This window comes from Streptomyces sp. NPDC047002 (assembly GCF_040704505.1).
Taxonomy (GTDB): Bacteria; Actinomycetota; Actinomycetes; order Streptomycetales; family Streptomycetaceae; genus Streptomyces.
In genome coordinates, this window is sequence record NZ_JBEYWC010000009.1 from 1 (window position 1) to 12,626 (window position 12,626).

Here is a 12,626-nt window from a genome sequence, read left to right on the forward strand (position 1 = left end):
CGCCCGGTTACATTCCGAACCCGGAAGCTAAGCCTTATTGCGCCGATGGTACTGCAAGGGGGACCTTGTGGGAGAGTAGGTCGCCGCCGAACAATTTTTCTGGGACCCGTGGTCCAGCATTCAAGCTGGACCACGGGTCCTTTTTTGTTGCGTTCTTCGCGGCAATGCACACACCCGTGCAGCGGTTCGCCGGCTGCGCGACGACGACTACTACGGCACTTCCGACAGATCGCGGTGCCCTGAGACAGGAGCTTTACCGATGTCCCCCAATTCCTCCGACGACCGTCCTGAGCGCGAGCCGCGTCGCAGGGACAGTGGTGACAACCGGAGCGGCTTCCGCGGACGTTCGGACGACCGGCCGTCCTTCCGGCGTGACGACCGCCGGGACGACCGGTCGGGTCCGCGCCGTGACGACCGGGGCGACCGCGGTGGATTCCGCGGTGGCCGCGACGACCGTGATCGTGGTGGGGATCGCGGCGGCTTCCGCCGCGACGACGACCGGGGCGGTCGGCCCGGCGGTTCCGGCGGATACGGGCGCAGGGACCGCGACGACCGTCCCTCCTTCCGGCGTGACGACCGTGGCGGCGAGCGCCGCGATGACCGTGGTGGCGACCGTGGAGGCTTCCGCCGCGACGACCACCGTGACGACCGGGGCGGGGACCGCCCCTCCTTCCGCCGTGATGACCGTCCGGCGCCCCGCCGTGACGACCGGGGTGGGGAGCGTGGCGGGTTCCGTCGTGACGACCGCCGTGATGACCGTGGCGGGTTCCGCCGCGACGACCGGCCCGCGCCTCGCCGTGACGACCGGGGCGGGGACCGTCCTGCCTTCCGCCGTGACGACCGTCCGGCACCGCGCCGTGACGACCGGGGTGGGGAGCGTGGCGGGTTCCGTCGTGACGACCGCCGTGATGACCGTGGCGGGTTCCGCCGCGACGACCGTCCGGCGCCTCGCCGTGACGACCGTGGCAGCGACCGCCCCTCCTCCTTCCGCCGTGACGACCGTGGCAGCGACCGCCCCTCCTCCTTCCGCCGCGACGACCGTGGCAGCGACCGCCGCGATGACCGTGGGGGCTTCCGTCGCGACGACCGGCGTGACGACCGCGGTGGCGACCGTCCCTCCTTCCGCCGTGATGACCGTCCGGCGCCCCGCCGTGACGACCGTGGCGGGGAGCGTGGCGGGTTCCGGCGCGACGACCGGCGCGACGACCGTCCCACGTACCGCAGGGACGACCGGCCGGCCGGGCGGTACGACGACCGTAGGGACGACCGCCGCGACGACCGGCCGCGCGGGCCGCGCCGTGAGGACGACCGCGGGGGGCGCCCCGGCGGCGGTGGCGGCTACGGGCGCCGCGACGACCGTGACCGTGGCGGGTTCCGTCGCGATGACCGTCCGGCGCCCCGCCGTGACGACCGGGACCGCGGGGACCGTGGCGGTTACCGCGGGCGCGACGACCGCGGCGGTTTCCGCAGGGATGACCGGCGTGACGACCGGCGCGGTGGCGGCGGCTACGGCCGCCGCGACGACCGGGACCGGGACCGCGACAGGGGCGATCGCGAGCCGGTGAAGCGCCTGCCGATCCCGCCGGAGGTCACCGGTGAGGAGATCGACAAGGACGTCAGGCAGGAGCTGATGAGCCTGCCCAAGACCCTCGCCGACGACGTCGCCCGGAACCTGGTGATGGTGGCGCAGCTGATCGACGAGGAGCCCGAGCAGGCGTACGCCTACTCGCGGATCGCGCTGCGGCTCGCGTCCCGCGTCGCCGCCGTGCGGGAGGCAGCGGGGTTCGCCGCGTACGCCACGCAGAAGTACTCCGAGGCCCTGGCCGAGTTCCGGGCCGCACGGCGGATGACCGGCAATGTCGAGCTGTGGCCCGTGATGGCCGACTGCGAGCGCGGACTCGGCAGGCCCGAGCGTGCGCTCGCCATGGCGGGCGAGTCCGAGGTGCAGAAGCTGGACAAGGCCGGGCAGGTCGAGATGCGACTGGTGGCCGCGGGTGCGCGCCGCGACATGGGACAGCTCGACGCGGCGATCGTGACGCTCCAGAGCCCTGAGCTCGCCTCGCACGCCATCCACCCGTGGACCGCGCGGCTGCGCTACGCCTACGCGGACGCGCTTCTCGCCGCGGACCGCGAGGGCGAGGCCCGCGAGTGGTTCGCCCGCGCCATCGAGGCCGACAAGGACGGCGCCACCGACGCCTCCGACCGGCTCGCCGAACTCGACGGTATCGAGTTCGTGGACGCCCTGGCCGACGAGGACGGCGCCGCCGAGGCACCGGGAGAGGCCGCCGGCACCGACACGGCCGCGGGCACCGGTCTGGCCGAGGACGCCGACGTCACGGACGACGGCGCCGACGCCACGGACGATGACGCCACGGACGACGCCGAGCCCGCCGGGGACGCCGTCGCCGGGGACACCGGATCCGCCGACACGGCCGCGGAGGACGAACCCCGCGCCGCCGCCACGACCGAATCCGACACGGCCAGGACAGAGCCCGCGACGTCCCGGGCCGAACCCGGGCCGGACGAGAAGCGGACGGACGACGAGGCGCCGCGGGCCGTCCCGCGGGAGGCCGGCGCCGACGACGACTGACCACCGCCGTGTCCGGGGGGCCCGCGCCTGTTTCAGGGCGCGGGCCCCTCGGCATGTCCGGCGCGAGGACGGGCGGCGGTACGCGGGGACACGCGACGACGCGCGGGGCCGGAGCGCCGCCCGGCTCAGGCGGTGCCGAGGGTGCGCAGGACCAGGCCCGTCGCGGGCTTGGGGCCGAACGAGGTCGACTTGCGCGGCATGGTGACGCCCTGGCGCGCGAGGTCGCGTACGACCTCTTCGCGCACCGGGTGCAGCAGCACCGCCGTGCTGCCGTCGTGCTCGGCCTTGGCGACCGCGGCCTCCGCTTCGTGGAGGTACGCGATGTGCTCCGGCGCGTCAGGGACCCGCAGGACCGTGTCGAGCAGGGCGCTGTGCAGGACCGTCGCGTCCAGGGAGCGCCAGGCCGCCGGGCGGTCCGCGCGGATCGTGCGGGCAAGCAGCGCCGGATCGGGGTGGTCCACGAGGTGGAAGCCGCCGTCGCCCGCGAGCAGGTACGCGTTGCTCTCGGCCGCCGCGGCGGCGAGCGCGTCGAGGGCCTCGGGCAGGCCTGCCGAGAGCCGCCGTACCCGGCAGACGGCATCGAGCGCCGCCACGGCGTCGGCCACCGGCAGCCCGTGCAGCAGGCGGTGGATGGCGCGCACGCGCAGCGGGTGGCGCGCCGTGTCGACCAGCAGGACGAGGCCGTATGCCCAGGGGCCGGCGCCGCCGTGCTCCGCGCGCAGCCGCAGATAGGTCGCCCAGCGGTGGTGCCCGTCCGCGATGAGCGCCTGGTGGCGGGCGAGCCCGTCGGCGATCTCCGCCTGGTCCGCCGGGTCCGTCACCGCCCACAGGCGGTGCGCGAAGCCGTCCTCCGTCGTCGTGGCGAGGAGCGGGGCGCGCTCCGCGACCCGGTCGACGATGCGCGCCGTGGGGTCGGCTTCGCCGCCCTGGTAGGTGAGGAGCAGCGGCTCCAGGTTGGTCGCGGTGGTGCGCATCAGGTCGGCGCGGTCTTCGACGACGTCCTGCATCACGTCCTCGTGCGGGAGCACGACGCCTTCGGCGGGCTCGGAGAGCGCCAGCGCGCCGATCACCCCGCGCTGGAGGAGGCCGTCGCCGCGCTGCTCGTACACGTACAGGGCGGGCTCGGGGTCGGCGGCCAGCACGCCGTCGGCGAGCCAGCGCTCCAGGGTCAGCTCCGCCTGCCGGTGGCGGCTCTCCGCGGTCGGGCCCTGCGGGAGGATCAGCCGCACGATGTTGTGCGGGTCCGCGGACTCCAGGTGGTGCAGCCCGTCGGGGCGTACCACCACGTCGTACGGCGGCGACGTCACGGCGGACAGGCTGGTCACCCGCTCCGGCACGTACCGCACGCCCTGGAACGCGGCCAGCCGGAGCCCCCCGCCTGCCCGGCCTGTGCTGTTCATCCGTGCATCGTATGTGCGCTGCCGGTATGAGCGATGATCGGGTGAGCAGCCGGAGCGAGGAGTACGGGCGATGAGTCAGCCGAGCAGGACCAGGCCGGGCGCCAGCGGCGCCGCGCCGAGCGCGGTGTACGACACGGCGCTGCTCGATCTGGACGGGGTGGTGTACACGGGCGGCGATGCGGTGGAGCACGCCGTGGACGCGCTGGCGGCGGCGCGCGCCGCGGGCATGGGGCTCGCGTACGTCACCAACAACGCGCTCAGGCCCCCGCGCGACGTGGCGGAGCACCTCACCGAGCTGGGGGTGCCCGCGTCGCCCGAGGACGTGATCACCTCGGCGCAGGCGGTGGCCCGGCTGATCGCCGACGAGGTGCCCGAGGGGTCACGCGTGCTGGTCGTCGGCGGCGAGGGGCTGCGGCTCGCGCTGCGCGAGCGCGGCCTGGTGCCGGTGGAGTCCGCGGACGACGGGCCCGCCGCCGTCGCGCAGGGCTACGGCGGGCCCGACATGGCGTGGCGGCGGTTCTGGGAGGCGTGCGCCGCCGTCAACGCGGGCGTCCCGTGGTTCGCCTCCAACACGGACCTGACCATCCCGAGCCCGCGGGGCATCGTGCCGGGCAACGGCGCGGCCGTCGAGGTCGTGCGGATCGCGACGGGCGCGGAGCCGCGGGTCGCGGGCAAGCCGCTGCCGCCGATGCACCGGGAGACGATCCTGCGCAGCGGCGCGCGCCGCCCGCTGGTGGTGGGGGACCGGCTCGACACCGACATCGAGGGCGCGTTCAACGGGGGCGTCGACTCGCTGCTCGTGCTGACCGGGGTGACCGACGCGCGGCAGCTGCTCGCCGCAGGGCCCCGGCACCGGCCGACGTATGTCGACGCGGACCTGCGCGGACTGCTGGCAGAGCAGCCGGAGGTGGCGGAAGCGGGCGGCGGGGCGTTCAGCTGCGGCCGGTGGACGGCGTCCGCCGACGGCGGCGCGCTCCGCCTCGACGCCGCGGGGGAGCGCGCCGCGGATGCGCGAGGCGGCGCGGACCGTGACCGCGTGGACGGGCTGCGCGCGCTGTGCGCCGCGGCCTGGACCCGGGCGGGCGACGGCCGCTGCGACCTGGACGCGGACAAGGCGCTGGCCCGGCTGGTGGAGTGAGGGGGTCCCGCGAGGAGGGCCGGTGCCGCGTTCCGGCACGGCACGGGGACGGATCGTGATGTACTCACCATCGATCCCGCGAGGAGGGTAGGCTAGCCTAACCTTCGTGTTGGTCGAAAGCCCTCCAGAACAGAGCGGCGCGCAGGCGGTCGCCGCGCCGGTGCCCCGCGGCCGCAGGACCGTGCGGGGCGTGGGGCTCGTCGTGGCCCTCGCGCTGCTCGCCGCCGTGTGCGTGCTGAGCGTCGCCGTCGGCGCCAAGTCCATGCCGATCGGTGACGTGTGGCACGGGCTGTTCTCGTCCACGGGCACCCGCAACGACGTCATCGTCAGCCAGGTGCGGGTGCCGCGCACGGTGATCGGGCTGCTCGCGGGCGCCGCGCTCGGGCTCGCGGGCGCGGTGATGCAGGCGCTCACCCGCAACCCGCTCGCCGAGCCCGGCCTGCTCGGGGTCAACGCGGGCGCCTCGGCGTCCGTCGTGTCGGCCATCAGCTTCCTCGGCGTCAGCTCCTTCACCGGATACGTGTGGTTCGCGTTCCTCGGCGCTGCCGTGGTCTCGGCCGCCGTGTACGTGCTGGGCGGCAGCCGCAGCGCCACGCCCGTGCGGCTGGCGCTCGCGGGCACCGCGGCGAGCGCGGCGCTGTACGGGTACGTCAACGCGGTGCAGCTGCTCAACACCGCGGCGCTCGACCAGCTCAGGTTCTGGACGGTCGGCTCGCTCGCGTCCGCCGACATGTCGACCATCCGGAAGATGTGGCCGTTCATCGCGGCCGGGATGCTGCTCTCACTGCTCATCGCGCGGCCGCTGAACGCCATGGAGATGGGCGACGACACGGCACGCGCGCTCGGCGCGCACCTCACCCGCACCCGCGTCCTCGCGATGGCGTCGGTGACCCTGCTGTGCGGCGCCGCGACCGCGGCCTGCGGGCCCATCGTCTTCGTCGGCCTGATGGTGCCGCACCTGGTGCGGGGCATCACCGGGCCCGACATGCGGTGGATCCTGCCGTACGCGGCGGTCCTCGCGCCCGTGCTGCTGATCGGTTCCGACGTGGTGGGCCGGGTCGTGGCGCGGCCCTCCGAGATCCAGGTGGGCATCGTGACCGCGCTGATCGGCGGGCCCGTCTTCATCCATCTCGTACGGCGCAAGAGGATGGCGAAGCTGTGACCGCCCGCGTTCCCTCCCCCTCGGCCGCCCCTGACACCCTGCCGGGCGGCCGCCCGCCACGCCGCGGCCGCGCGGTCAGGGCAGTACGCACCCCCGGCGGGCTGCTGTCCGTACGGATCGAGAGCAGGACGGCCCTGGTGCTCCTGCTGCTGCTCGCCGCCGCGCTGCTCGCCGGCGTCGTCGTCATCGGCAGCGGCGACTACCCGATGTCACCCGGCACGGTGCTCACCACCCTGTTCGGCGGCGGCAGCCCCGCGCAGGAGTTCATCGTGCGGGACCTCAGGCTGCCGCGCGCCCTCGTCGGGCTGCTCGTCGGCGCCTGCCTCGGCCTCGGCGGCGCGGTCTTCCAGTCCGTCACCCGCAACCCGCTCGGCAGCCCCGACGTCATCGGCTTCGGCCAGGGCGCCTCGGTCGGCGCGCTCGGCGCCATCATCCTGCTGCACGGCGGCGCGGCGCAGACCGCGCTCGGCGCCATCGTCGGCGGGCTCGTGACCGGCGCCGCGATCTACCTGCTCGCCTGGAAGCGCGGCGTGCACGGCTACCGGCTCGTGCTCGTCGGCATCGGTGCGGCCGCGATGCTCACCGCCGTCACCCAGTACCTGATCACCAAGGCCGACCTCGTCGACGCGACGCGCGCCGTGCTGTGGATGACAGGAACCATCGACGGCGCCGCCTGGAGCCAGGTGTGGCCGCTGCTCGCCCTCTGCGCCGTCCTGATGCCGCTGACCCTCTCAGGCGGGCGGCGGCTGCGGATGATGGAGATGGGCGACGACGCGGCGTACGCGCTCGGCGTGCCCGTCCAGCGCACCCGCATCCTGCTGATGGCGTGCGCGGTCCTGCTCGTCGGCGCGGCGACCGCCGCTGCCGGGCCCATCACCTTCGTCTCCCTCAGCGCCCCGCAGCTCGCCCGCAGGCTCACCCGCGCCCCCGGGCCCAACCTGGCCGCCTCCGCGGCGATGGGGGCGCTGCTGCTGTGCGTGGCCGACCTGCTCGCCACGCACGCCTTCGGTGACAGGCAGCTGCCCGCGGGCGTGGTCACGGCCGTGGTCGGCGGCGTCTACCTGCTCTGGCTGCTGGTGACCGAGCGCAAGGCGGGCCGGATATGACACCGCGCGCGCCGTCCGGCACACCGCACCCACCGACCGCACACCCCGAGCCCTCCAGGAGTACGACGATGCAGCGCCTCACCGCGGAGTCCCTGACCCTCGGCTACGACCGCAGGGTGATCTCCCGAGACCTGTCCCTGGAGATACCCGACCACTCCTTCACGGTCGTCGTCGGCCCCAACGCCTGCGGCAAGTCGACCCTGCTGCGCGCCCTGTCCCGGATGCTCAAGCCCGCCCAGGGCCGGGTCCTGCTCGACGGGGCCGCCATCCACACCATGCCCGCCAAGAAGGTCGCGAGGACGCTCGGGCTGCTTCCCCAGTCCTCGACGGCGCCCGACGGCATCACCGTCGCCGACCTGGTCGCGCGCGGCCGCTACCCCCACCAGGGCCTGCTGCGGCAGTGGTCGCCCGACGACGAGCGGATCGTGCACGAGTCGATGGCGGCGACCCGGATCGCCGAACTCGCCGAGCGGTACGTGGACGAGCTGTCGGGCGGCCAGCGCCAGCGCGTGTGGATCGCCATGGCGCTCGCCCAGCAGACGCCGCTGCTGCTGCTCGACGAGCCCACCACCTTCCTCGACATCCAACACCAGATCGACGTGCTCGACCTGTGCGCCGAGCTCCACGAGACCCAGGGCCGCACGCTCGTCGCAGTCCTCCACGACCTCAACCACGCCGCCCGCTACGCCACCCACCTGATCGCGATGCGCGAGGGGCGCGTCGTGGCGGAGGGCGCACCCGCCGACGTCGTCACGGCGCCGCTCGTGGAGAAGGTGTTCGGACTGCGCTGCCAGGTCATCCAGGACCCGGAGACCGGCACGCCCCTCGTCGTGCCCGCCGGGCGGCGGGCCCGCGCCGCGGGGGCGGGCCAGGAGCGCGCGGAGGCGTCGCTACAGCAGTGACCGCAGCCGCAGCAGGTCCCGCACGCCCGCCTCGAACCTCACCCGGCCCGAGCCCCACGCCCTGACGAAGTCGAGCCGCCCTTCCACCAGCGCCACCAGGTCGTCGCCCGTCGTCGTGAGCCTGATCTGCGCACGCTCGGCGGGCGGCCCCTGCCGTACGGCGTCGTCGACCTCGACCGTGCCGCCGCGCAGCCGGCCGGTGAACGTGAGGCCGAGGTCCGTGATGTGGCAGCTGAGCGAGCGGTCGAGCCGGGCCGCGGCGCGCACCGCGCCGTCCGCGCCCGCGAGGTTCTGCGCGAGCCGGTCGAGCGCGTCCCTGCACTGCTGGGGGGTGGCCATGGGGGACGACCGTACCGGAGGCCGGCGCGGTAGCGTTCCGCCATGAGCGACACGACCCCCGACCGCGAAGAGGCGGAGCGCCCGGGGCCGCAGGCCGGCGGCGGGCACCCCGGCGCCCCGGCCGCCCCGGCCGCGGCCGGGCAGGACACGGCCGCGCCGGGGCCCGCCGAGGGGGAGCCAGGCGCCGAGGGGCGCGGCGCGGACGCCGCGGGGCCGCGGCCCGCGGAGCCTGCGGCCCCCGCGCCGCTCGGCGTCGAGCGCACCCCGACGGGCGACGCGCGGGTCGACGCGAGCCTCGCCCGCCTCGCCGACGCCGACCACCTGCCCACCGACGGGCATATCGCGGTGTACGAGGATGTTCACCAGGGACTGCGTGAGGCGCTCAGCGCGCTGGACGCCCGCCCCGTACCACCCCCGCACGAGCACAGGAGCTGAGACCCACGTGGCAGGACTGGCACGCCGACGCCTCGACGCCGAGCTGGTGCGCCGCGAACTGGCGCGCTCGCGGGAGCACGCGTCCCGGCTGATCGCCGCCGGCCGCGTCACCGTGGGCGGCATGACCGCGACGAAGGCCGCCACCCAGGTCGAGACGAGCGCCGCGGTCGTCGTCACCGCGGACGCCTCCGACCCCGGCTACGCCTCGCGCGGCGGCCACAAGCTGGCCGGCGCGCTCGACGCGTTCCGGCCGCTCGGGCTGGCCGTCGAGGGCCGGCGGGCGCTCGACGCGGGGGCGTCCACCGGCGGCTTCACCGACGTGCTGCTGCGCGCGGGCGCCGCCCACGTGGTCGCGGTCGACGTCGGCTACGGGCAGCTGGTGTGGGCGCTCAGGAACGACGAGCGGGTCACCGTCAAGGACCGCACCAACGTCCGCGAACTGACGCTCGACGCGCTCGGCGGCACCCCCGTCGACCTGGTCGTCGGCGACCTCTCCTTCATCCCGCTCGGCCTGGTGCTGCCCGCCCTCGTGGCCTGCTCGGCGCCCGGCGCCGACCTGGTGCTGATGGTCAAGCCGCAGTTCGAGGTCGGCAAGGAGCGGCTCGGCAGCGGCGGCGTCGTGCGCAGCCCCGAGCTGCGCGCCGAGGCCGTGACCGGTGTGGCGCGGCGCGCCGCGGAGCGGGGACTCGGCGTCAGGGGCGTCACGGCGAGCCCCCTGCCGGGCCCCTCGGGCAATGTCGAGTACTTCCTGTGGCTGCGGGCGGGCGCGCCTGCGCTCGACCCGGCAGCGGTGGACCGAGCGGTTTCGGAGGGACCCAAGTGACGTCAGGGACGAAGGCCGCGGCGACGGAGCCGGGCCGCACGGTGTTCCTGCTCGCGCACACCGGCAGGGCGGCCGCCGTGCGCAGCGCGGAACTCGTCGTCAAGGCGCTGGTCGCAGGCGGCATCGGCGTGCGCGTGCTGGAGGCGGAGGCGGCCGACCTGCCGGGCCTGCCGGAGGCCGTGCGGACCGTCGAGGACGCCACGCCCGAGGTCCTCGACGGGTGCGAACTGCTGATCGTGCTCGGCGGCGACGGGACCCTGCTGCGCGGCGCCGCCTTCGCCCGCGCCTCCGGCGTGCCGATGCTCGGCGTCAACCTCGGCCGGGTCGGCTTCCTCGCCGAGGCGGAGCGCGACGACCTCGCCCGCGTCGTCGACCGGGTCGTCAGCCGCTCGTACGACGTCGAGGAGCGCATGACCATCGACGTGGTCGTGCACGCGGACGGCGACATAGTGCACACCGACTGGGCCCTCAACGAGGCCGCCGTCCAGAAGGTCTCGCCCGAGCGGATGCTGGAGGTCGTGCTGGAGATCGACGGCCGGCCGGTCACCGGCTTCGGCTGCGACGGCATCGTCTGCGCCACCCCCACGGGCTCCACCGCCTACGCGTTCTCCGCCGGCGGGCCCGTGGTGTGGCCCGACGTGGAGGCGCTGCTGATGGTGCCGATCAGCGCGCACGCGCTGTTCGCCAAGCCGCTCGTCACCTCGCCCACCACGGTCCTCGCGGTGGAGGTGCAGGCGGAGGGGCCGCACGGCGTGCTGTGGTGCGACGGCCGCAGGACCGTCGAACTGCCCGCGGGCGCCCGGGTCGAGGTGCGGCGCGGCGCCGTGCCCGTACGGCTCGCGCGGCTGCACCACGCCTCGTTCACGGACCGCCTCGTCGCGAAATTCGCACTGCCGGTCTCCGGGTGGCGGGGCGCGCCGCGCTGACGCGGCACCCCTCGACGTGGCGTGCGCGGGCGTGCACCTCGTATGGTCATGACCGTGTTGGAGGAAATGCGGATACGGTCGCTCGGTGTCATCGACGACGCCGTGGTCGAGCTGTCGCCCGGCTTCACGGCGGTGACCGGTGAGACCGGCGCGGGCAAGACCATGGTCGTCACCAGCCTCGCGCTGCTGCTCGGCGGGCGCGCCGATCCCGGGCTCGTGAGGATCGGGGCCAAGGCGGCCGTCGTCGAGGGCAGGCTGCGGCTCGCGCCCGGCGCCCCGGCCGCCGCCCGCGCGCAGGAGGCGGGCGCCGAGCTCGACGAGGGCGCGCTGCTGATCAGCAGGACCGTCTCGGCCGAGGGGCGCTCCCGCGCCCACCTCGGCGGCAGATCCGTGCCGGTCGGGGTGCTCGGCGAACTCGCCGACGATCTCGTCGCCGTGCACGGCCAGACCGACCAGCAGGGCCTGCTGCGCCCGGCCAGGCAGCGCGGCGCGCTCGACAGGTACGCGGGCGAGGCGGTGTCCGTGCCGCACGAGAAGTACCTCGCCGCGTACCGGCGGCTGCGGGACGTCTCCGCAGAGCTCGACGAGCTGACCACCAGGGCCCGCGAGCGGGCGCAGGAGGCCGACCTGCTGCGGTTCGGGCTCGGCGAGATCGCCGCGGTGGAGCCCGTGGCGGGCGAGGACGCCGAGCTCGCCGCCGAGGCCGAGCGCCTCGGCAACGCGGAGGCCCTCGCCTCCGCCGCCTCCGTCGCGCACGCGGCGCTCGCGGGCGTGCCGGAGGACCCGGAGGCCGTCGACGCCACGACGCTCGTCGCGGCCGCCGGGCGCGCGCTCGACGCGGTCCGCTCCCACGACCCGGTGCTCGGCGGGCTCGCCGAGCGTATGGGCGAGATCTCCATCCTCCTGACCGATGTGGCGGGCGAACTCGCCGGCTACGCGGACGACCTGGACGCCGACCCGCTGCGCCTCGCGGCCGTCGAGGAGCGCCGCGCCGCGCTCACCGCGCTCACCCGCAAGTACGGCGAGGACACCGCGGCCGTGCTCGCCTGGGCCGAGGAGAGCGCAGCGCGGCTGACCGAGCTGGAAGGCGACGACGTCCGCATCGGCGAACTGACCGCGGAGCGAGACGCGTTGCGCGGCGAGCTGGCCGGGCTCGCCCAGGCGCTCAGCGACGCGCGCACGGAGGCGGCCGAGCGGTTCGCCGCCGCCGTCACCGAGGAGCTCGCCTCGCTCGCCATGCCGCACGCGCGGGTGTCCTTCGCGATCAGCCAGGTGGCGGCGGAGGAGGGCGTCGAGGTCGGCGGCCGCACGGTGGCGTACGGGCCGCACGGCGCCGACGAGGTCGAGCTGCTGCTCGCCCCGCACCCCGGCGCGCAGCCGCGGCCCATCGCGCGGGGCGCCTCCGGCGGCGAGCTGTCCCGGGTGATGCTCGCGGTGGAGGTCGTGTTCGCGGGCTCCGACCCGGTGCCGACGTACCTGTTCGACGAGGTCGACGCGGGCGTCGGCGGCAAGGCCGCGGTCGAGGTCGGCAGGCGGCTCGCGAAACTCGCCAAATCGGCGCAGGTCGTGGTGGTCACGCACCTGCCGCAGGTCGCCGCGTTCGCCGACCGGCAGCTGCTCGTGGAGAAGACCCACGACGGCTCCGTGACCAGCTCGGGCGTGACCGTGCTCGAAGGCGAGGACCGGGTGCGGGAGCTGTCCCGGATGCTCGCGGGCCAGTCGGACTCGTCCTCTGCGCGTGCCCACGCCGAGGAACTCCTTGCGTCGGCGCAGGCGGACGCCTGACACTCCCGCACAGGCCCGGG

The 12,626-nt window shown here is 75.4% G+C and carries 12 protein-coding genes and 1 rRNA gene; 11 read left to right on the forward strand and 2 right to left on the reverse strand.

The annotated features are described in order from the left end of the window. The 3 genes from rrf to AB0910_RS11340 form a co-directional block, all read left to right on the forward strand. Positions 1-92, forward strand: a 5S ribosomal RNA gene (gene rrf / locus AB0910_RS11330); the annotation flags it as partial. A gap of 348 nt (positions 93-440) precedes the next feature. Then, positions 441-1,565, forward strand: a complete 1,125-nt coding sequence (locus AB0910_RS11335) for a hypothetical protein (protein ID WP_366744310.1) — start codon at positions 441-443, stop codon at positions 1,563-1,565. 65 nt (positions 1,566-1,630) lie between these two features. After that, positions 1,631-2,590, forward strand: coding sequence for a hypothetical protein (locus tag AB0910_RS11340; RefSeq protein ID WP_366744473.1), 960 nt, complete (start codon positions 1,631-1,633; stop codon positions 2,588-2,590). A gap of 125 nt (positions 2,591-2,715) precedes the next feature. Here AB0910_RS11340 and AB0910_RS11345 read toward each other — a convergent pair whose 3' ends face one another. Then, on the reverse strand, positions 2,716-3,990 hold the full coding sequence (locus AB0910_RS11345; protein ID WP_366744311.1) for a DUF1015 domain-containing protein: 1,275 nt from the start codon (positions 3,988-3,990) through the stop codon (positions 2,716-2,718). A gap of 70 nt (positions 3,991-4,060) precedes the next feature. Between AB0910_RS11345 and AB0910_RS11350 the strand changes: the two genes are divergently transcribed. The 4 genes from AB0910_RS11350 to AB0910_RS11365 all read left to right on the forward strand — a co-directional run bounded on the left by AB0910_RS11350 (position 4,061) and on the right by AB0910_RS11365 (position 8,298). Next, a complete protein-coding gene (locus tag AB0910_RS11350) occupies positions 4,061-5,128 on the forward strand; it encodes an HAD-IIA family hydrolase (protein ID WP_366744312.1) in 1,068 nt (355 codons plus the stop codon). A 106-nt stretch (positions 5,129-5,234) separates the two neighbouring features. Next, complete coding sequence (locus AB0910_RS11355) at positions 5,235-6,290, forward strand: iron chelate uptake ABC transporter family permease subunit (RefSeq protein ID WP_366744313.1); 1,056 nt, start codon at positions 5,235-5,237, stop codon at positions 6,288-6,290. Positions 6,291-6,328: 38 nt separating this feature from the next. Further along, entirely contained in the window at positions 6,329-7,396 is a 1,068-nt protein-coding gene (locus tag AB0910_RS11360; protein ID WP_366744474.1) for an iron chelate uptake ABC transporter family permease subunit, read from the forward strand. Between the two features lie 68 nt (positions 7,397-7,464). Continuing rightward, entirely contained in the window at positions 7,465-8,298 is an 834-nt protein-coding gene (locus AB0910_RS11365; RefSeq protein ID WP_366744314.1) for an ABC transporter ATP-binding protein, read from the forward strand. Here the strand turns inward: AB0910_RS11365 and AB0910_RS11370 are convergent. Next, the gene (locus AB0910_RS11370) at positions 8,287-8,637 is read right to left on the reverse strand and encodes a sterol-binding protein (RefSeq protein WP_366744315.1); all 351 of its coding nucleotides are present in this window, start codon (positions 8,635-8,637) and stop codon (positions 8,287-8,289) included. The genes AB0910_RS11365 and AB0910_RS11370 overlap by 12 nt on opposite strands. A gap of 42 nt (positions 8,638-8,679) precedes the next feature. Here AB0910_RS11370 and AB0910_RS11375 point away from each other — a divergent pair, with 42 nt between their 5' ends. The 4 genes from AB0910_RS11375 to recN are packed head-to-tail and all read left to right on the forward strand — an operon-like array spanning position 8,680 to position 12,606. Further along, positions 8,680-9,072 carry a hypothetical protein gene (locus AB0910_RS11375; protein ID WP_366744316.1) on the forward strand — a complete coding sequence of 131 codons (393 nt, stop codon included), beginning with the start codon at positions 8,680-8,682 and terminating at the stop codon, positions 9,070-9,072. 7 nt (positions 9,073-9,079) lie between these two features. Continuing rightward, positions 9,080-9,895 carry a TlyA family RNA methyltransferase gene (locus AB0910_RS11380; RefSeq protein WP_366744317.1) on the forward strand — a complete coding sequence of 272 codons (816 nt, stop codon included), beginning with the start codon at positions 9,080-9,082 and terminating at the stop codon, positions 9,893-9,895. After that, positions 9,892-10,821, forward strand: a complete 930-nt coding sequence (locus tag AB0910_RS11385; protein ID WP_366744318.1) for an NAD kinase — start codon at positions 9,892-9,894, stop codon at positions 10,819-10,821. Before AB0910_RS11380 ends, AB0910_RS11385 begins: the two co-directional genes overlap by 4 nt. Positions 10,822-10,869: 48 nt before the next feature. After that, a complete protein-coding gene (recN, locus tag AB0910_RS11390) occupies positions 10,870-12,606 on the forward strand; it encodes a DNA repair protein RecN (protein ID WP_366744319.1) in 1,737 nt (578 codons plus the stop codon). Positions 12,607-12,626 lie beyond the last annotated feature (20 nt).

Bases quoted from the DNA above. Each gene is read 5' to 3' on its own strand.
- AB0910_RS11375 (WP_366744316.1), top strand. From the start codon at position 8,680: ATGAGCGACACGACCCCCGACCGCGAAGAGGCGGAGCGCCCGGGGCCG.
- AB0910_RS11340 (WP_366744473.1), top strand. From the start codon at position 1,631: ATGAGCCTGCCCAAGACCCTCGCCGACGACGTCGCCCGGAACCTGGTG.
- recN (WP_366744319.1), top strand. From the start codon at position 10,870: ATGACCGTGTTGGAGGAAATGCGGATACGGTCGCTCGGTGTCATCGAC.
- AB0910_RS11370 (WP_366744315.1), bottom strand. From the start codon at position 8,637: ATGGCCACCCCCCAGCAGTGCAGGGACGCGCTCGACCGGCTCGCGCAG.
- AB0910_RS11365 (WP_366744314.1), top strand. From the start codon at position 7,465: ATGCAGCGCCTCACCGCGGAGTCCCTGACCCTCGGCTACGACCGCAGG.
- AB0910_RS11350 (WP_366744312.1), top strand. From the start codon at position 4,061: ATGAGTCAGCCGAGCAGGACCAGGCCGGGCGCCAGCGGCGCCGCGCCG.
- AB0910_RS11345 (WP_366744311.1), bottom strand. From the start codon at position 3,990: ATGAACAGCACAGGCCGGGCAGGCGGGGGGCTCCGGCTGGCCGCGTTC.